The organism is Gemmatimonadales bacterium (genome assembly GCA_036265815.1).
GTDB lineage: Bacteria > Gemmatimonadota > Gemmatimonadetes > Gemmatimonadales > GWC2-71-9 > CAVVWJ01.
In genome coordinates, this window is record DATAOI010000097.1 from 1 (window position 1) to 17569 (window position 17569).

The following is a 17569-nucleotide window of genomic DNA, read 5'->3' on the forward strand; positions in this document are numbered from 1 at the left end:
GCGGGTGACAAAATCCAGACTCCGCCGGGCGCCGAGACGTACACATTGCCCTGCTGATCCACCTTGATGCCGTCCAGTGCAACCATCTCGGGATCCTTGGTGAAGTCGTAGAACACCTTTCCGTTCGCGATCGTCCCATTCGGGTTCACCTCGTAGCGCATGAGCACTTTGCGCTTGAGGTCCCAGTTATCGACGTAGAGGTAGCGCTCGTCGGGCGAGAAGGCGATGCCATTGGGGCCGGTCAGCTCCTTGGTCAGCAAGGTCACCTGGCTGTCTTTCACCATGTAGACGCCGCTGAACGGCAGCTCTTTCTTCGGGTCGTCGAACCCCTTCGGCAGGCCGAACGGCGGATCGGTGAAGTAGAGTGTGCCGTCCGAGCGGTACACCAGGTCGTTGGGACTGTTGAGCCGTTTGCCGTCGTAGCGGTCAGCGAGCACCGTGATCTTGCCAGTCCGCTCCAAACGGGTCACCCGCCTGTTGCCATGCTCGTTGATCGTGAGCAGGCCGTTCCGGTCCAAGGTGAGCCCGTTGGAGCCGGGCTGGTGGTACTCGCCGATATCGAATCCGCTGTAGCCGCTCTTGCTGCGGAACACCGAGACTGCGCCATCCGGGGTCCAGCGGTAGATCGTGTTTGCGTTGGGGTCGCTGAAGAGGAGGTAACCGTCCGGGTGCCAGACCGGCCCCTCAATGAACTGGAATCCACCCGCCAGCTTCTCGATCGCCGCACCGCTGGGCACGATGCGATCGATCGAGGGGTCGAGCCGGATCACTTTGGCCCGGGTGGCCACCGGAGCACCCACCTGGCCGGGGCGGTAGAAGTCGAGCGTCGCCGAGCGGACCCAGATGAAGTTCACCGGCGGACTGGAGACCGGCCCGTTGATCCCGAACACGGCGAGCTGGATCTGCTGGCCGGGGCGCGCATCACGGGTGAGCACCACGCGGTTGGGTGCGTTGAAGCCCTTGATGAGCTGGCCGCCGGTCTGACCCAGCACCAGCGGCAGCTTCCCGTCCACCCAGATCTCGGCGTAGTCGTCGATCACCAGCTCGAATACCACGGTGGCACCGGTGATGCCGAGCCCACCGACCGTACGGGGCAGTGTGATCCTGGTCCGGTACCAGTTGAAGGCGAGCCGCCCGTTCGACCGTCGGGTCTCGAGCGCCGCCGGCTCGATCGCCTCCCAGCCGGAATCGTCGAAGTCCGCCGCCTCCGCGTGCGGCGTGATGTCGTTGGTGCGGTTGGGCGGCCCCGATGGCCTGAGATCGGGTCCCGGGGCGTGATGATCCACCTCGATCACCTTGACGTCGCTGTAGCGCCATTGCGCCTGGACCAGCGCCGCACCCTCGGCCGTGCGGAGGTCGACCACCGCGGCCGGGAGCACCACGGGCAGGTCCACCGTCGCCTGTGCCGCGGCCGGCGACGGCGCGGTCATCGCGAGGGCCGGGGCCACCAGGAGGGCGGCCGTTGCCCACGCAGGCACGGGAGTGGGGCGCGGCATCACATCGCTCCCGCGGTCGTCTGACGGTCCGCCTGACGCACTTTCACGACGTAATAGAGGAACGGTGCCTTGACCTGCTTGAACCAGTGCGGCGTGCCGTTCGGGATGACCACGACGTCGCCGGGATTGAGCTGGCGGGTGTCCCCGCCGTCGATGGCGCTGCCGCGGAACTCCTCGGTGCCGATCTCCTTGAGGCCGATAGCTGTCCCGCCGGTCACCAGGGTCGCCGATCCTTGCAAGACGTAGGCGATGTCGGTGTCACGAGTGTGGACCTCGACCAGCCCGGCGCCTTCCCGCCGGCTCGCGTGGATCTTGTAGTCGCCCACTTCGATCATCGGCTTGCCTCTGGCGAAGGCGGCCGTGACGTCATCGTGCCCGATGTAGCGGACGCTCGCGTCGTCCGACTGCGCGCGGGCGACGCCCAGCGGCAGCGCCGCCAGGACAGTCATCGCGGCGAGGAGAGCAGATCGCATGGTGGGCGCCCTCACCTGGTCGCGCTGGTCTTGGTGCCGAGCGCGCCGGCGCCGGCAACCGCGATCGCCGCATCCCGGGCGGCGCTGGACGCACCGCTCACGCCCACTGCTCCGACCACCTGGCCCTCCACGACGATGGGCTCGCCACCGTTGAGCGGAGCGGACCAGACATTGAGCAGCGGTGTCCGGCCACCCACGATCGCATCCTCCAGGATCTTGCTCGGCTTCTGGAACAGGGCCGCCGTGCGTGCCTTCTCGGTGGAGATGGTGGCGCCCATCGGGAAGGTCGGCTGGAGCCGCTCCAGGTACATCAGGTTGCCGCCATCGTCCACCACGGCGATCGACGCTCCTTCATTGCCCTTCTTCGCCTCCGCGACCGCCGCGGCCGCAATGACCTTGGCCCCCTCGAGCGTGAGGGTCTTCTTGCTGATGGTGGTCTGCGCGTACGTCCGGCCGGCTCCGGCCAACAGCGCCAGTGCTACCAGGCAGAATCCGCGGAATCTCATGGACCGGCTCTCCTTTGCAGGGGACATCGATGCGGGGTGACACGCGCTCTAATGCGGCCACGCCGTCGTTGGTTCCCGGACTGGACGAGCGGGAGAGCAGGAAACCTCCCGCGCCCTCGCGGCATTACACCCGCGAAGCCGAGCGCCGCGGTCCGGCGGCGGAGGGCCGATACCCTGACGTGGAGGTGCGCGATGCCGTGGAAGAGAAGTGCAGCGCTGGCCCTGGCGACGCTGGTGCGGGTGATCTCCTCCGCGCACGCCCAGGATCCGCTGCCGCGCTATCCGGAGAACTACACGGTCATCGTGGAGAACGAACGGGTGCGGGTGCTCGACTTCCGGCTGCGCAAGGGGGCCAAGGAAGCGTCACATTCGCATCCGGCCCATGTGGTGTACGTCGTGACCCCGTTCAGGATCCGGTTCACCTTTCCGGACGGGCACAGCGCCGTACGTGTGGCCAAGGCCGGTGACGTGCTCTACAGCGAGGCGGTCACCCACGCCTCGGAGAACATCGGCGACACCGACGCGCACGGCATTCTGGTGGAGCTCAAGGCGGGAGACGCGCGGTCCGCTGCCCAGGCGTTCCAGGCTCCGCAGGGTTCGGCCGACGTGCTGACTGCGGTCACCGTCATCCGGGGGAAGCCCGCGAAGGAAGCCGAGATCAAACGGGAGCTCTTGTCACTGACCCCTCCTACCAGGAGAGAACCCGGGAACCTCGGGTATGACCTGTATCAGTCAGCCGATCGACCGGGGGAGTTCCTCCGCCTGGAGGTCTGGCGCAGCCCGGAGGCGCTGGAGCTGCACAAGGCCAGTCCCTACCTGCGGGCGTCGTTCGAGCGGCGGAAGGACCAGGGGTGGATGACGGAGATCACCCGGTGGAAGCGAGTGCCGGAGGAGCAGAGGGAGCAGCAGGCGACCCGGACCCGCTGAGCCGCCGTCGAGATCGCGGCCGCGGCGTCACTCCACCGAAGCGAGATTGTACATCGCGCGCCAGGCGCGGAAGACCTCGCGGAAGTCGTCGTCCGAGTAGGCCACGGTGCGGCCGGCAGACCGCACCGAGCCCGGCACCAGCTCGGCCATGTCGGCCATCCGAGTGAGGGCGAACTCCACCTCCAGCCGCACCGGCGACGTCGGCCGGAACGGCTGGTGCGGCCGGCCGAGCGCGGCGATCGTGCCTGCGCGGATGCGCCGGCAGGCCTCGACCGGGGCCACGCTCCGCGCGGCGAATTGGCCGACGGCGTGCTTGACGGTGACGGTCTCGATCCCATCGCCCAGCAGCTCACGGGCCTCGGCCGCGAGCGCCTGGTCGCCGCTCACCAGTGCCACCGGCACGCCGTAGGTGCCGGCGAGCGCCGCGTTGATGGCCAGCTCGCCCACCGGGAGCCCGTTCAGCCGGACCTCGTGCACCAGGCTGGTGTAGGTGTGATCGATGACGGCGTGGTGGGTCCCGGCGCGGGCATGATAGCCGATGAAGAGCGCCGCGTCGAAGCCGCCGTCGATGCCCTCGACCATGGAGTGGAGCTTGGGCCCGCCGCTCAGCAGCTCGGCCGCCGGGTGCAGCTCCTCCGCCAGGAGGTTGCGCATGAGCCAATGGCTGTCGTTCACCAGCACCGCCGCCGCGCCCGCGGCCACCGCCCCCTCGATAGCGGCGTTCGCTTCCGCCGTCATCAACCGGCGGAAGCGATTATACTCCCCCGCATGTCGCGGCTCGATGGGGTCGGTCTGATCCTCGTGAACCACGCCGGCGACGCCTTCCATATCGACCGAGATGTAGACCCGCATGGGCACTCCCGAAGGGGTGATCCGGCTCAGGGCTGAGTGAGGACACGCGATGCGCAGCTGGAATGTCGGACTCGTGCTGGTCTTGGCCGCCGCGGCGTGCACTGTCCGCGGTGATCGGCCGCCCCAGACGCTGCTGGAGCAGGGGCGACTCTACACCTCCTGGCTCTACGGCAGCGAGTATCAGAAGCTGTGGGACCGCTTCTCGCCCGAGATGCGTCAGACCTTCGGAAGCGTCGGCGACCTCGCGAGCTTCGCCGGACAGGCAGTCACCCGCCTTGGCCGGGAGAAGAGCGCCATCGACGAGCGGGTCTCCACCGAGGCGCCGTTCCACATCTACCAGCGTACGGCCTCGTTCAACCGCTCCCGCCACCGGATGCTGATCGAGTGGAGCCTGGCGAAGGACGGCGAAGTCACCGGCCTGGTGGTCCGCCCCGTCCCGGGCGACTCTCTGTGAGCGCGCTTCCGTCCGCCTAATAGACCCGTCCGCCCAGCGGGACCTCCCGCTCGGCGCTCAGCAGGACGACCTCGCCCGCCTCGTCAGGCAGCCCCAATACCAGCACCTCGGACGCGAACCCCGCGATGTTGCGGGCTCCCAGGTTGACCGCCGCGATGACCAGGCGGCCGACCAGCTCGTCCGCCCGATAGAGCGCCCGGAGCTGCGCGCTCGAGGTGCGCTGCCCCAGAGGTCCGAAATCGATCCAGAGCTTGTAGGAGGGTTTCCGGGCGCGCTCATTGAGCTCCGCGCGAAGCACCCGTCCAACCCGCAGATCCAGGGTCTGGAACGCCGCGATCGGGTCGGGGCCGGCCTGGCCGGTCACGCGAGCAGCTCGCCTCGAAGGACGGTCACCGCCTGGCCTCCAAGATGGACCCGGTCACCGGCCAGGCGGGCCCGGACGGTGCCCCCTCGGCGTGACGCCTGGTATCCGACCAGGTCGCTGACGCCCAGGCGCTCTCCCCAGAATGGACCGAGGGCGCAGTGCGCGGAGCCGGTGACCGAGTCCTCGGGAATGCCGGCGGCCGGGGCGAAGAACCGGGAGACGAAGTGCCGCGCCGGATCAGTCGAGGTGGCGGTGACGATGATCCCGCGCACGGGCAGCTTGGCGAGCCGAGCGAGATCGGGCTCCAGTGCTCGCAGGACGGCCTCCGACTCCAGCTCGACCAAATAATCGAACTGCGTCCGGCCGACGTAGCCTGGGGGGGCGCCGAGCGCCTCGCTGAGTCCGGCCGGCGCCGGGGCTGCGGTGGCGGGTGTGGCGGGGAAGTCGAGCCAGATGGTGCGGGCGCGGTGCTCGGCAGTGAGCACGCCGCTCCGGGTATGGAAACGGGCGATGGCCTCGGGCGGGAGCTGACCGCACTCCCACAGCGCGTGCGCACTGGCCAGGGTCGCATGGCCGCAGAGGTCGAGCTCACCGATCGGAGTGAACCAGCGCAACCCGAACCCGTCCGGCTGCCGGATCAGAAACGCCGTCGCCGCCAAGTTCATCTCGGCGGCTACCTGCTGCATCCACGTCGTGTCCCGCGCCACGGAGAGCAGGCAGACGGCCGCTGGATTGCCGCCGAACGGCCGGTCGGCGAAGGCGTCGACCTGCGTGAATGGCTGACCCGGCATGTCGCGCTCGAAGCGAAGGAGGGCATCGCAGGTAGGAAGTAAAGAATGAGACTGGAGGGAAGTGAAGGGGGAGGGCGCCGTCGGTAGTGGGTCAGATTGAACGGAACGTCGAGAGTGGGCTATGCTTCCACATGTCCCACGAGGCGACGCTCCATTGTCCAGTGTGCGGGGTTGGAAGCGCGGCCACCGCGCCGACTGACGCCTGCCTGTTCTTCTGGGAGTGCCCCGCCTGCCGGGCGGTGATCCGGCCGAAGGCGGGTGACTGCTGCGTCTTTTGTTCCTACGGCTCCGCCCCGTGCCCACCTAAGCGGGCGATCAAGTGACCAAGACCGTCCGCTGGACGGACACGGTCGGGGTGTGCGGGGCGGTGTTCGCGGCGCTCTGCTGCATGGGCGTCCCGGTGATCGTGAGCGTATTGGCCGCCGTCGGTCTGGGTTGGCTTCGACAGGATGCCATCCTCTGGCCGCTGATGGTCGTCTCGCTCGCCATCGCCGGGGTGATCTTCGTGCATGGGCCACCGGCGCGCGTCCTCATCGATACGACTGCCGTCGCCCTCGTGCTCGCCACGGCGTGGAACGTCTGGCTCCGGAAGCCTCGTCCCGCCGTTGCCGTCGAGTCGCGCTAGCTCCAGGACCTGCCGGACTCCGCCGGCGCTGTCGTAGTGGCTCGGTGTCCTCCTGCACCAGGAGCCAGCGGCTCGCGTCTCCAGCCGGCTTATTGCTGGGGAGGGGTGATCACCTGTTCAATGCGGGCCAGGGTCTCCGTCCGATCGGTCTCGCAGACTCCGCTTTTCGTCGACGCCATTTCGGTCGGCGCAATCCACCGGCTCTTCCACCCGATGTCGGTGCGGTCCGGGCCGCCCTGCAGCGCGAGCGCCAGCTGGACCCGGCACGCGGCGGCAGTACCCACCCGCGCATTCGCGCTGGGGTAGCGGAGCCCGCTGAGCCGTCCTCGCAGCGAATCCTGCACATCGAGCGTGAACCCCTCCGCCTGAGCCGCGCGCTTGGCCCTCACGTAGGCCGAGTCCCGTGAAACCGGCGCGGGGCTGGTCGTGCTTACTTCGGGACCGGCGGCCAGCCCGGTGCAGCCGGCCAGGGCCAGAGCCGCGGAGAGAGGCGGGAGGAGACGGTACAACGCGCCTCGAGCCATAGGGACCTCGCGGAATCGTTAGGTGAAAAGTGGCATCCTCTGTCTGCCGCTTGAGCAAGTGCCAACAGACCAGAAGTGTACGGACGCCTTGTCACAATCCATAGCTGGCAATGTCACGAACACATTTGCACTTCTCCACCAGCTTCTCCACTATCGAGACATCAGGTCGTGCCGGCTGGAGCGTCGCCCCGCCGCCTGGGCCGCTTACGGCGCCGGGTGTCCGTGAGTCCAGCCCGATGATACATTTCGCCTTCCCCTTGCGACGTACTCCCCGGACAACCGAGATACTGGCCGTGGCACCTGCCGTGAGTAGGCGCCCCCTGAGTCTGCTCGTCGACGATGATCGCGCTGCTCGGCTGGTCATGGTTCGCGCGATGTCCACGGCGGGCTATGACACCCTGGTTGCCGCCGACGGAGAAGTCGCGAAGACGATGCTCTGGAGCCTCCGGAGATCGCCTGACCTGATTATCACCGATTTTCGAATCAGGAAGCTGGGCGGGGAGGAGCTTGCCGGGTGGCTGGCCCAACATGCACCCGCGGTACCGGTGGTCTTTGTGTCCGGCCACCCTGGACTGCTCGAGTCGAGTCCGCTCCGCCGCCGTGCCCTCCGGAAGCCGTTCACGGAAGCTGAGCTTTTGACAGTAGTGCAGCAGGTGCTGCAAAGGCACGAGTACAGGACGCGACTCCGCAGTTAGTCACGCCACGTCAGATGGGGTTGGACGGGGCGCCGTCCTCGTGCAGGGCGGCGCCGCCGGCCGATTGGTGGATGCCTGTCTGGGTCGGACGCATTGCGGTTGGAGTTGGAGCTCCTCAGGGCCGCGGTCCGCCAGGGCTTCTAGAGGCGGTCCGCTCTGTCCTCGTCGACTTCCGACTCAGACACTCCAGGGTCGGGATCCATACGCTGCTTGGCTTTCCCAATCGCCTGCTTGGCCTTGCCCTTGATCTCCTGGGCCTTGCCCTTCACCTGCTCGCTCGTGTCACCCGTCGCACCACCCACCGCACTCCGCACTCGCCCTTCCACGACCTTGGCTGCGCCTTTGAGGCGATCCTTGCCGCCCTCGGTCGCGAGGTCTTTTTTCCCCCGATCGTCCGCCATAACTCGTCCTCCTGAGAGATGTGAGCCATTCTCCCGGAAGCTTGCGGACGGCTGGTCTCACGGCCGTGACCGGCCTCACCCCTCAGATGGTCGGAGGAGTCTCCGTGAGGGGCGTCTGCTCGGCGTAGTGGCAGGCTGCCATCGTCGCTCCGACGGGCCGGAGCACGGGGACCTCGCGCACGCAACGCTCATCCCGCAACGGATGGAAGCATCGGGTATGGAAGGGGCACCCGGACGGCGGACTGGACGGGCTGGGAAGGTCGCCCCGGAGCACGATGCGCGAGCGGCGCAGCGAGGGGTCCGGCTCCGGCACCGCCGAACGCAAGGCCACGGTGTAGGGATGCCGTGGCGCGGCGAGCAACGGCTCGGTCGCGCCCTCCTCAACGATTCGACCCAGGTACATCACCGCGATCCGCTGGGCGATCTGCCGCACGACCGCCAGGTCGTGGGCGATGAACAGGTAGGAGAGTCCCCGGTCCCGCTGCAGGCCCGAGAGGAGGTTGAGCACCTGGGCCTGGACCGACACGTCGAGCGCCGAGACCGGCTCGTCGCACACGATGAACCTGGGCTCGACCGCCAGGGCCCGGGCGATGCCGATGCGCTGCCGCTGCCCGCCGGAAAACTCGTGGGGATACTTCCGGGCGTAGCTCGGGTCGAGCCCGACCTCCGCCAGCAGCGCCGCGACCCGGCGGCCGACCTCCGCCCCGCTGGCGAGGTGGTGAATCTCGATGCCTTCGGCCACCGCCGCGCCGACAGACATGCGCGGATTGAGTGAGCTGTACGGGTCCTGAAAGATGATCTGCATTCGCCGCCGGGCCAGCCGGAGCGAGACGCGGTCGAGCGAGAACACCTCGGTGTCTTCGAACCGTGCGCTCCCACTGGTCGGCTCCTGCAGCCGCAGAATGGTGCGTCCGACCGAGGACTTGCCGCAACCGGACTCGCCCACCAGCGCCAGTGTCTCGCCCCGGCCCACCGTGAAGGAGACGCCATCGACCGCCCGCACCGGCGCCGCCTGCTTCCGAAAGAGTCCGGTGGCGTGGTAGTGCTTCACCAGGTCGCGGACCACCAGCAGCGGCTCAGGCGCGGTCGTCAGGGGAGTCATGTCGCGGTGGGGCTCCGGCTCAACTGGGGTCCGCGAGCCAGCACCGCATCCGATGCTCCGGCCCGACGGTCAGCAGCTCCGGTGGAAGCTCGCTCTTGTCGAAGGCCTGCGGACAGCGCGGGCGGAAGCGGCATCCCGAGGGCCAGGCGGTGGGCGGGGGCACACTGCCGCCGATCGGCGTGAGCCGACGCACCGGTCCCGAGATGCGCGGGACCGAGGCGAAGAGTCCCTGGGTATATGGGTGCGACGGGTGGGCGAACAACTCCGCGGTCGATGCCTCCTCCACGATCTGCCCGGCGTACATCACCGCCACCCGGTCGGCCCGTCCCGCCACGATCCCCAGGTCGTGGGTGATCAGCAGCACGGCCATGCCCCGGCTCCGCCTGAGCGCCTCCAGCACCTCGAGAATCTGGGCCTGCACGGTCACATCCAGTGCAGTGGTCGGCTCGTCGGCCACCAGGATCTCGGGCTCCGCAGACAGCGCGATGGCGATCATCACCCGCTGGCGCATGCCGCCGCTGAGCTGGTGGGGATAGGCATCCAGCCGCGACTCTGGGTCGGGGATGCCTACCTCCTCGAGCAGCCCGAGCGCCCGGCGGCGCGCCTCGGCTCGACTCACCTTGAAGTGGGCCCGCACGCCTTCGGCGATCTGCGCGCCGACGGTGAAGACCGGGTTGAGGCTGGTCATCGGGTCCTGAAAGATCATCCCGATCCGGCGGCCGCGGATCCGGCGCAGCGCCTCGCCGCGGAGCGCGAGGACGTCCGTCTCGCCCAGGCTGATGACGCTGCCCGGATCGACCCGGCCGGGTGGCGGAACCAGCTGAAGCAGCGCCAGGCTGGTGAGGCTCTTCCCAGAGCCCGACTCGCCCACCAGCGCGAGCGTCTCGCCTGTCCGCAGCTCGAAGCTCACACCGTCCACCGGGTGGAAGCGGCCACCGGCGCCGTCGGGGAAGGACACCCGGAGATTTTCCACCTGGAGCACTCGAGTCATGCGCCTCGCGGGTCCACGGCGTCACGCAGCGCGTCGCCGAACAGATTGGCCGACAGCACGGTGATGGTGATGGCAAGCCCCGGGAAGATACCGACCCAGGGTGCGGTCACCAGCACCTGGCGCGCGTCCATGATCATGCCGCCCCAGGACGGGGCCGGCGGCTGCACACCCAGGCCGAGAAAGGAGAGCCCGGCCTCGAGCAGGATCACGTCGCCCACCCCGAGCGTGGCGGCGACGAGCAACGGTCCCAGGGCATTCGGCAGCAGGTGCCGCCACAGGATTCGGCGCCGCGATGCGCCGAGCGCTTCGGCGGCCCGCACGTAGGTCTCGTGGCGAAGGCGGAGGATCTCCCCCCGCACCAGGCGGCTGGTGGCGAACCAGCCCGTGGTTCCGATCACCAGCACCAGGATCCCGAGTGGCACCCGCTCGGAGACCGCCAGGAGCAGTAACAAAAGGAAGAGCCGCGGGACCGCCAGTGCGCCGTCGACCAGGCGCATGAGCACCGCATCCACGCCGCCGCCGAAGTAGCCGGCCACCAGCCCGACCAGGGCCCCCAGCGTGACCGACAACCCCACCGCGAGCAGGGCCACGGTCAGGGAAACCCGGCCGCCGCTCACTACCCGCGCCAGCACGTCGCGGCTGAGCTCGTCGGTGCCGAAGGGATGCCCCAGACTCGGCGGCATGGCGCCGCCCAGGATGTCGGGTTGCGCCCGAGGGTCGGGCAGCGCAAGCGGCCCCAGCAGCGATGCGGCCGCGATCGCCAGGAGCACCAGCGCCCCGGCTCGGCCTCGCGTCGTCCCCCATGCCCGCGCGAGCGAATCCCGGATCGCCGTCACGAGAGCCGGACCCGCGGATCCAGCACCGCGTAGGCGAGATCGGTGAGAAGGCTGCCGAGCACCACCAGCACGGCCACCAGCAGCGACGCGCCCATGAGGAGGGGATAATCGCGATAGCCCACGGCCTGGAACGCGAGCGAGCCCAAGCCGGGCCAGGCGAAGACCGACTCCACGAACACCGCGCCGGTCACCAGCACCGGGAGCCAGAGCCCAAAGAGGGTCAGGACCGGGAAGAAGGCATTCCGCCAGGCGTGCCGCCAGGTGACGGCCGCCTCCGACAGTCCCTTGGCCCGGGCGGTCACTATGTAGGGCAGGCGAAGCGCCTCGAGCATGGCGCTCCGCTGGTGCCGCATGGTCCCCGCGATGCTGACGACGGACAGGGTGAGCGCCGGGAGCACCAGATGTCGAAGCACGTCACCCGCGCGGGCCAGGAACCCCGCGCCAGGATCGAGCAACGGGTCGTGCATCCCGGCGGCCGGCAGCAGCCGCCAGCGGACACCGATCAGCCAGACCAGCACCAGGCCCAGCCAGAACGAGGGAGTGGCGTAGCCGGCGAGCGATAGCGTCGTGAGCAGTTCGTCGCCGGCCCCGCCACGGCGAACCGCCTGTCGGGCGCCGAGCCAGATACCGATGGTGAAGTTGAGCAGGAGGACCGTGCCGCCCAGCAGGAGCGTTGCCGGAAGCCGCTCGGCCAGCAGGGCGCTGACCGGCCTCCCGTACTGGATCGAGGTCTCCAGGTCGCCTCGGGCGAGATGGCTCACGAAGGCGGCGAGCTGGGTGGTGATCGGCTGGTCCAGGCGGTAGAGCGCCCTGACCGAGGCGACCTCCGCGGGCGAGAGCGGCCGGTCCTCCGAGAGTCCGGCGAGCGGATCTCCCGGAGCCAGCCGCATCAGGACGAACAGGAGCACCAGCGCGATCACCAGGGTGACGAGCGCCTGCAGTATGCGCCCGGCCAGCCAGCGCCCCACCTCAGTCCCCTGTGCCCTTGCGTGCCTGGGCCCCGCCCATCGTCCATTGCCAGAGGGCGAGCCACGACGACTCCGGCCGGATCGTCACATTGGTGAATCGCCGGTTCACCGCGTAGACGTAGAGCGGCGCATACATGAAGGCGGCGGGCGCGTCCTCCTCGATCCGGATCAGCGCCGCGCGCCAGAGGTCGGCGACGTTCGCGCCACCGCGGCTGGCGCGCTCGAACAGTGAGTCCACCACCGGGTCGCAGTAGTGGGCCACGTTGCCCGCGCCGCCGCAGGACCAGCTGTTGGCCAGACCCGATGGGGATGGGTCCATGCTGGCGCCGGAGAAATCGATGTCGAATCGCCCGGCGGTCCTCCGCTCGGAGAACACCGGGTAATCGTACTGCTGCACGTCGACCGTGACCCCCAGCTGGCGGAGCTGTTCCTGCACCAGGAGTCCCAGCTCCCGGCGGATGCCGCTGGTGACCGGAAGGCTCAGCGTGAGATGCAACGGCTGACCGGCGCGATCGATCATTCCGTCACCGTCGTGGTCGGCCCAGCCGGCACCGGCGAGCAGGTGGCGCGCACGGTACAGGTCCTGCCCGAGGGGCGGGGGCGCCTGGTGGCCGATCCAGAGGATCGCGGGCACCGGCCCGTACGGTACCTTGGCGTAATCCCCCAGCACGGCGCGCACCATCCGGGCCCGGTCCAGGGCCAGGACGATCGCACGCCGCACGTTCGGGTCGGCCAGCACCGGGTGCGGGCGCGAGGTGTCGCGCGGGTCGCGCTGATTGAACAGGAGATAACCGAGCGTTGGGGATGGCACCGGGATGAGCCGCACGTCACGGTCCGCTCCCAGCCGGCGAAGATTGGCGAGTGGCGGCGGCACGTTGTCCATGGCGTCCGCTTCGCCGCTCAACAGCAGGTTGATCCTGGCATCGGGATCCGCGGCGACCCGCACGATGACCCGACGAATCGCCGGGGGGCCCAGGAAGAAGTGCTCGTTCGCGGCGAGCTCGATGTACTCGCCGGCCACGCTCCGCACCCAGCGGTACGGTCCGCTGCCGACCGGCCTGGTCAGGAACGGCGAGCGGCGGAGCTCCTCCTGGGAGAGTCCCGCCAGGAGATGTGCCGGCAGTGGAGCTACGTGGAACACCGCGTCATACACCTGCTCGGCGTAGGGGTAGGAAAAGCGAAAGACCACGCGGCGATCGCCCTCGGCGGTCACGGCCATGATCCGCCGGAGTACGCCGGCGGTACGGGGGGCAATCGCCGGGTCCCGCGCCCGCTCGAAGGTGAACACCACGTCCCGCGCGGTCACCGGCGCGCCGTCCTGCCAGGTGGCCCGCGGATCGAGCTCGAACGCCACGGTCACCGAATCCCGCCGTACCCAGCGCCGGGCCAGGAGCGGCACGAAGTCGCGATCGCCGGCCGTGGTGAGCGTGGGACCGAGCCCGGCGAGATGGAGGAAGAGCTGGTCGGCGATCTCGTAGTTGGCCACCGCCGCCTGGGTCCCCTCCATCAGCGTCGGGATCGGCACCGGGGCCGGCGCGCCGGTCACGATGACGATCGTCGCGGGCCCCCTGGCCGCTTGCGCGGCCGCCTGGGTCGCCCAGCAAAGCGCGATGGCGAATCCCGATACCCGGGCGGGCAGCCGCATGGTCAAGGCAGTCCGTGGCGTCCAGTGCGTCACAGGAACTCCGGAAATGAGCGATGCAGCGGGGATGCCCGGAATGTAGCAGGGCGGGGTGGCGGCGAGGAGCGGACCGGCCGATCAACTACTCCAGGTCCAGGCGTCCGAACGGAAGCGCGCCGCATGCCGGCTGGCCCCGTCGACCAGCGCGTCACCGCTCGGCTGTCGCTCCCAGCGACCGCCCCAGCGCTCCACCGCCGTGCTGGCAATCGCATCGACCAGCTCCTCCGCCGACGGGGGAGCGGACAGCAGCGATGCCAGTGGCCCGGCGAGGTCCGGAAGCGGAGTGCCGCGGGTTACCGCCTGGACCACCGCCTGGTCGGTCTCCAGCAGAATCGAGCCGTGCTGCAGCAGCGCGCCGCCCTGCCGGAGCTGCGCGCTGCCCACGGCCTTGCGTCCCTGCACCATGATCTCACCCCCCGCCGGGGACGCGAAGCAGGCCCCGCTACCGACCCCGACCGCGCGTCCGCCCGGCGCCAGCCTCGCCGGGATGCCGAGCCGCCCAAGCGCGCCGAGCAGCATCTGGTGGATCTCGACGTACGACTCGCGCACCGTGCCCAGCTCGGCGCTCGGGGCCGCCAGCGCGTAGGTGACCTCACGCCCGTGCCACACGGCGCGGCCGCCAGTGGGGCGTCGCACCACGTCCAGACCGAGGGCTTCGACCCGTGCCCGGTCGTACCGCCGCGCCGCAGGCTCGTGGCGGCCGAACGAGAGACAGTGCGGCTCCCAGCCGTAGAGTCGGAGCCAGCGCTCTCCGGAATGCGCGGCCCGATCCAGCAGCGCTTGGTCGAGCGCCATGTTGGTCCAGCCCGGCCGCGGGGTATCGTCGACCCAGAGCCGCCAGGGCTCAGCCATACGCCTCCACCGGCGGGCAGGTGCAGGCGAGGTTGCGGTCGCCGTAGGCGCTGTCGATCCGGCCGACGGTGGGCCAGATCTTGTGCTCCCGCACCGCGCGCGAGGGATACGCGGCCCGCTCCCGCGGGTAGGGCCGGTTCCACCCGTCGGAGATCACCTGCTCCAGTGTGTGCGGCGCGTTGCTGAGGAGATTCTGCTCCCGCTCGGCGCGTCCGTCCTCGATCTCGCGAATCTCCTCGCGGATGGCGATGAGCGCGTCGCAGAACCGGTCGAGCTCCTCCTTGGACTCGCTCTCGGTCGGCTCGATCATCAGGGTGCCGGGCACCGGAAACGAGACCGTCGGCGGATGGAAGCCGTAGTCGATGATCCGCTTGGCGATGTCCTCCACATCGACCCCGGCCGTGGCCTTGAACGGCCGGGTGTCGATGATGCACTCGTGCGCCACCAGTCCATGGGGACCGGTGTAAAGCACGGCGTAGTGGTCGCTCAGCCGGCGCGCGATGTAGTTCGCGCTGAGAATGGCGATTTTACTCGCCTCCGCGAGTCCGTCGAAGCCCATGAGGGCGATATACGCCCAGGAGATGGGCAGGATCGCGGCGCTCCCCCACGGCGCGGCCGACACGGTGCCGCACGAAGCCGCGTGGCCCAGCTCGACGATCGGATGATCCGGCAGGTACGGCGCGAGGTGCTTGGCCACGCCGATCGGTCCCATCCCCGGTCCGCCTCCCCCATGGGGAATGCAGAACGTCTTGTGCAGGTTGAGATGGCACACATCGGCGCCGATGTCCCCCGGGCGGCAGAGCCCGACCTGGGCGTTCAGGTTGGCCCCGTCCATGTACACCTGGCCCCCGTGCTCATGCACGATCCGGCAGATCTCCCGGATCGACGACTCGAAGACCCCGTGGGTCGAGGGGTAGGTCACCATGAGGGCGGCGAGGGTCTCCTGGTGTTGTGCCGCCTTCGCCCTGAGGTCGTCCAGATCGATGTTGCCGCGGGCATCGCTCGCCACCGGCACCACCTGCATGCCCGCCATGACCGCGCTGGCCGGATTGGTGCCGTGCGCCGATTGTGGGATCAGGCAGGTGATCCGGTGCGCCTCGCCACGCGCCCGGTGATAGGCGCGGATCACCAGGAGCCCGGCGTACTCGCCCTGCGATCCCGCGTTGGGTTGCAGCGAGACCGCGGAGAAGCCGGTGATCTCGGCCAGCTGGTGCTGCAACTGGCCGAACAGAAGCTCGTATCCCGCGGCCTGGTCCCGCGGCGCGAAGGGGTGCAGGCGATTGAACTCGCGCCAGCTCACCGGCATCATCTCGGTCGTGGCGTTGAGCTTCATAGTGCAGGACCCGAGCGGGATCATCGCCGAGGTGAGCGAGAGGTCGCGCGCCTCCAGCCGCTTGATGTAGCGCAGCATCTCGGTCTCGGAGTGGTGCAGGTGGAAGACCGGATGCGTGAGATAGGCCGTGCTGCGCTCCAGCGCCGGCGGAATCGAGTGGTCCTGCTGCACTCCGATGTCCTCCAGCATGAACGGCAGCGCCTCGTTCAGGGAGAATACCGCGATGAGATCGGCCAGATCGCCCAGCGTCACCGTCTCGTCCAGGGCGATGCAGAGCCGGGTGGGCGGGAGTGGCCGCAGGTTGATCTGCCGGGTGCGCGCCGCGTCCAGCAGCCGGGGCAGCGCCCACTCCGGCACCTCGACGCAGAGAGTATCGAAGAAGGAGTCGTGCACGATCCGGTAGCGGAGCCGCCGGAGCGCGTTCGCCAGCACCACCGTGCGGGCGTGCACCCGCTCCGCGATCCGGCGAAGACCAGCCGGGCCATGGTAGACCGCGTACATGCTCGCCATCACCGCCAGGAGTACCTGCGAGGTGCACACGTTGCTCGTCGCCTTGTCGCGCCGGATGTGCTGCTCCCGGGTCTGCAGCGCCATCCGGAGGGCCGGGCGCCCGTCGCGGTCGCGGGATACGCCGATGATCCGTCCCGGGAGGAAGCGCTTGAAGGCGTCGCGGGTGGCGAAGAACGCGGCGTGCGGCCCGCCGTAGCCCATGGGAACCCCGAACCGCTGGCTGTTTCCCACGGCGATGTCGGCCCCCCACTCGCCGGGCGGCATCAGCATCGTGAGGCTCAGCAGGTCGGTCGCAGCCGTGACCAGCGCGCCCGCCGCGTGCGCGCGCTCGCAGAGGCTCCGGAAATCCCTCACCGCGCCGTCGGTGGCCGGATACTGCACCAACGCGCCGATCACGCCCTCCTCGAACGCGAACGTCTCGCTCTCGGCCACGACCACCCGGATGCCACGGACCTCCGCCCGCGTCCGCACCACGGCGATGGTCTGCGGATGGCAGGCATCGTCCACCAGATAGACCGGCCTGGTCTTGACCGGCCGCACCGCCAGCGTGAGGCTCATCGCCTCCGCGGCGGCTGTGGCCTCGTCCAGCAGGGACGCGTTGGCGATCTCCAGCCCGGTGAGGTCGGCCACCATGGTCTGGAAGTTGAGCAGCGCCTCCAGCCGCCCCTGGGAGATCTCGGCCTGGTACGGGGTGTACGCGGTGTACCAGCCCGGGTTCTCCAGCACGTTGCGCTGGACCACCTGGGGTGTGAAGCAGCCGGCGTACCCCATGCCGATGTAGGACCGGAACACCCGGTTCATTCCCGCCAGGCCCCGGAGTGCCTGCAGCACCTCGCGCTCGCTCCGTCCGGGCGGCAGGGCCAGCGGCCGCCGGAGCCGGATGTCCGGGGGCACCACGGCATCGATGAAGTCGTCGAGCGAGCCGTAGCCCAGCCGCTCCAGCATCTCCGCCGTGTCCTCCCGCCGTGGGCCGATGTGGCGGTAGGCGAAATGCCCGGGATGCTGGACGTCGATGAGTGGCGTGATCGGATCGGAGGGGCGGACGGTCGTCATCGGAAGCTCGGGCTCCTGCGCTGGGAAGGGCTCACGACAAAACACCCCGAGAACGCGCTCCCGGGGTGGGCCTGGAACATCGGCAGATCGGCACGTCGTTGCTACAGTTCAGGTCATGCACTGGGAGTCCGGTCG

At 69.3% G+C, this 17569-nt stretch carries 19 protein-coding genes; 4 read left to right on the top strand and 15 right to left on the bottom strand.

Annotated elements, in window-relative coordinates; all coding sequences use genetic code 11:
• The 3 genes from VHR41_18920 to VHR41_18930 all read right to left on the bottom strand — a co-directional run.
• Nucleotides 1-1496, bottom strand: a 1496-nt coding sequence (locus VHR41_18920; protein ID HEX3236270.1) for an SMP-30/gluconolactonase/LRE family protein, incomplete at its 3' end; no start/stop codon positions are given.
• Entirely contained in the window at nt 1496-1969 is a 474-nt protein-coding gene (locus VHR41_18925) for a cupin domain-containing protein (protein HEX3236271.1), read from the bottom strand. The genes VHR41_18925 and VHR41_18920, both read right to left, overlap by 1 nt.
• 11 nt (nt 1970-1980) lie before the next feature.
• Complete coding sequence (locus VHR41_18930; GenBank protein ID HEX3236272.1) at nt 1981-2475, bottom strand: heme-binding protein; 495 nt, start codon at nt 2473-2475, stop codon at nt 1981-1983.
• A 192-nt stretch (nt 2476-2667) separates the two neighbouring features.
• On the opposite strand from VHR41_18930, the gene VHR41_18935 reads away from it, so the two are divergent.
• On the top strand, nt 2668-3402 hold the full coding sequence (locus tag VHR41_18935) for an antibiotic biosynthesis monooxygenase (protein ID HEX3236273.1): 735 nt from the start codon (nt 2668-2670) through the stop codon (nt 3400-3402).
• A gap of 27 nt (nt 3403-3429) precedes the next feature.
• On the opposite strand, the gene VHR41_18940 is transcribed toward VHR41_18935, so the two are convergent.
• Entirely contained in the window at nt 3430-4254 is an 825-nt protein-coding gene (locus VHR41_18940; protein HEX3236274.1) for a M55 family metallopeptidase, read from the bottom strand.
• Between the two features lie 49 nt (nt 4255-4303).
• On the opposite strand from VHR41_18940, the gene VHR41_18945 reads away from it, so the two are divergent.
• Nucleotides 4304-4708 carry a hypothetical protein gene (locus VHR41_18945; GenBank protein HEX3236275.1) on the top strand — a complete coding sequence of 135 codons (405 nt, stop codon included), beginning with the start codon at nt 4304-4306 and terminating at the stop codon, nt 4706-4708.
• A gap of 16 nt (nt 4709-4724) precedes the next feature.
• Here VHR41_18945 and VHR41_18950 read toward each other — a convergent pair whose 3' ends face one another.
• Complete coding sequence (locus tag VHR41_18950; protein ID HEX3236276.1) at nt 4725-5072, bottom strand: tRNA-binding protein; 348 nt, start codon at nt 5070-5072, stop codon at nt 4725-4727.
• A complete protein-coding gene (locus VHR41_18955; protein HEX3236277.1) occupies nt 5069-5863 on the bottom strand; it encodes a PhzF family phenazine biosynthesis protein in 795 nt (264 codons plus the stop codon). Before VHR41_18955 ends, VHR41_18950 begins: the two co-directional genes overlap by 4 nt.
• A gap of 131 nt (nt 5864-5994) precedes the next feature.
• On the opposite strand from VHR41_18955, the gene VHR41_18960 reads away from it, so the two are divergent.
• The gene (locus VHR41_18960) at nt 5995-6186 is read left to right on the top strand and encodes a GDCCVxC domain-containing (seleno)protein (GenBank protein HEX3236278.1); all 192 of its coding nucleotides are present in this window, start codon (nt 5995-5997) and stop codon (nt 6184-6186) included.
• A complete protein-coding gene (locus VHR41_18965; protein HEX3236279.1) occupies nt 6183-6488 on the top strand; it encodes a hypothetical protein in 306 nt (101 codons plus the stop codon). The genes VHR41_18960 and VHR41_18965 overlap by 4 nt, the downstream gene beginning before the upstream one ends.
• 89 nt (nt 6489-6577) lie before the next feature.
• On the opposite strand, the gene VHR41_18970 is transcribed toward VHR41_18965, so the two are convergent.
• The 9 genes from VHR41_18970 to gcvP all read right to left on the bottom strand — a co-directional run bounded on the left by VHR41_18970 (nt 6578) and on the right by gcvP (nt 17434).
• Nucleotides 6578-6997 carry a hypothetical protein gene (locus VHR41_18970; GenBank protein ID HEX3236280.1) on the bottom strand — a complete coding sequence of 140 codons (420 nt, stop codon included), beginning with the start codon at nt 6995-6997 and terminating at the stop codon, nt 6578-6580.
• A gap of 850 nt (nt 6998-7847) precedes the next feature.
• Nucleotides 7848-8108, bottom strand: a complete 261-nt coding sequence (locus tag VHR41_18975) for a CsbD family protein (GenBank protein ID HEX3236281.1) — start codon at nt 8106-8108, stop codon at nt 7848-7850.
• An 82-nt stretch (nt 8109-8190) separates the two neighbouring features.
• A complete protein-coding gene (locus VHR41_18980) occupies nt 8191-9210 on the bottom strand; it encodes an oligopeptide/dipeptide ABC transporter ATP-binding protein (protein ID HEX3236282.1) in 1020 nt (339 codons plus the stop codon).
• A gap of 19 nt (nt 9211-9229) precedes the next feature.
• Nucleotides 9230-10201, bottom strand: a complete 972-nt coding sequence (locus VHR41_18985) for an ABC transporter ATP-binding protein (GenBank protein ID HEX3236283.1) — start codon at nt 10199-10201, stop codon at nt 9230-9232.
• Nucleotides 10198-11037 (bottom strand): ABC transporter permease, encoded by an 840-nt coding sequence (locus VHR41_18990; GenBank protein HEX3236284.1) that lies wholly within the window; start codon nt 11035-11037, stop codon nt 10198-10200. The genes VHR41_18985 and VHR41_18990 overlap by 4 nt, the downstream gene beginning before the upstream one ends.
• Nucleotides 11034-12005 (bottom strand): ABC transporter permease, encoded by a 972-nt coding sequence (locus VHR41_18995; protein ID HEX3236285.1) that lies wholly within the window; start codon nt 12003-12005, stop codon nt 11034-11036. The genes VHR41_18990 and VHR41_18995 overlap by 4 nt, the downstream gene beginning before the upstream one ends.
• A 1-nt stretch (nt 12006) precedes the next feature.
• Nucleotides 12007-13650 carry an ABC transporter substrate-binding protein gene (locus VHR41_19000; GenBank protein ID HEX3236286.1) on the bottom strand — a complete coding sequence of 548 codons (1644 nt, stop codon included), beginning with the start codon at nt 13648-13650 and terminating at the stop codon, nt 12007-12009.
• A 114-nt stretch (nt 13651-13764) separates the two neighbouring features.
• A complete protein-coding gene (locus tag VHR41_19005; protein ID HEX3236287.1) occupies nt 13765-14538 on the bottom strand; it encodes a lipoate--protein ligase family protein in 774 nt (257 codons plus the stop codon).
• Nucleotides 14531-17434, bottom strand: a complete 2904-nt coding sequence (gcvP, locus tag VHR41_19010) for an aminomethyl-transferring glycine dehydrogenase (protein ID HEX3236288.1) — start codon at nt 17432-17434, stop codon at nt 14531-14533. The genes VHR41_19005 and gcvP overlap by 8 nt, the downstream gene beginning before the upstream one ends.
• Nucleotides 17435-17569 lie beyond the last annotated feature (135 nt).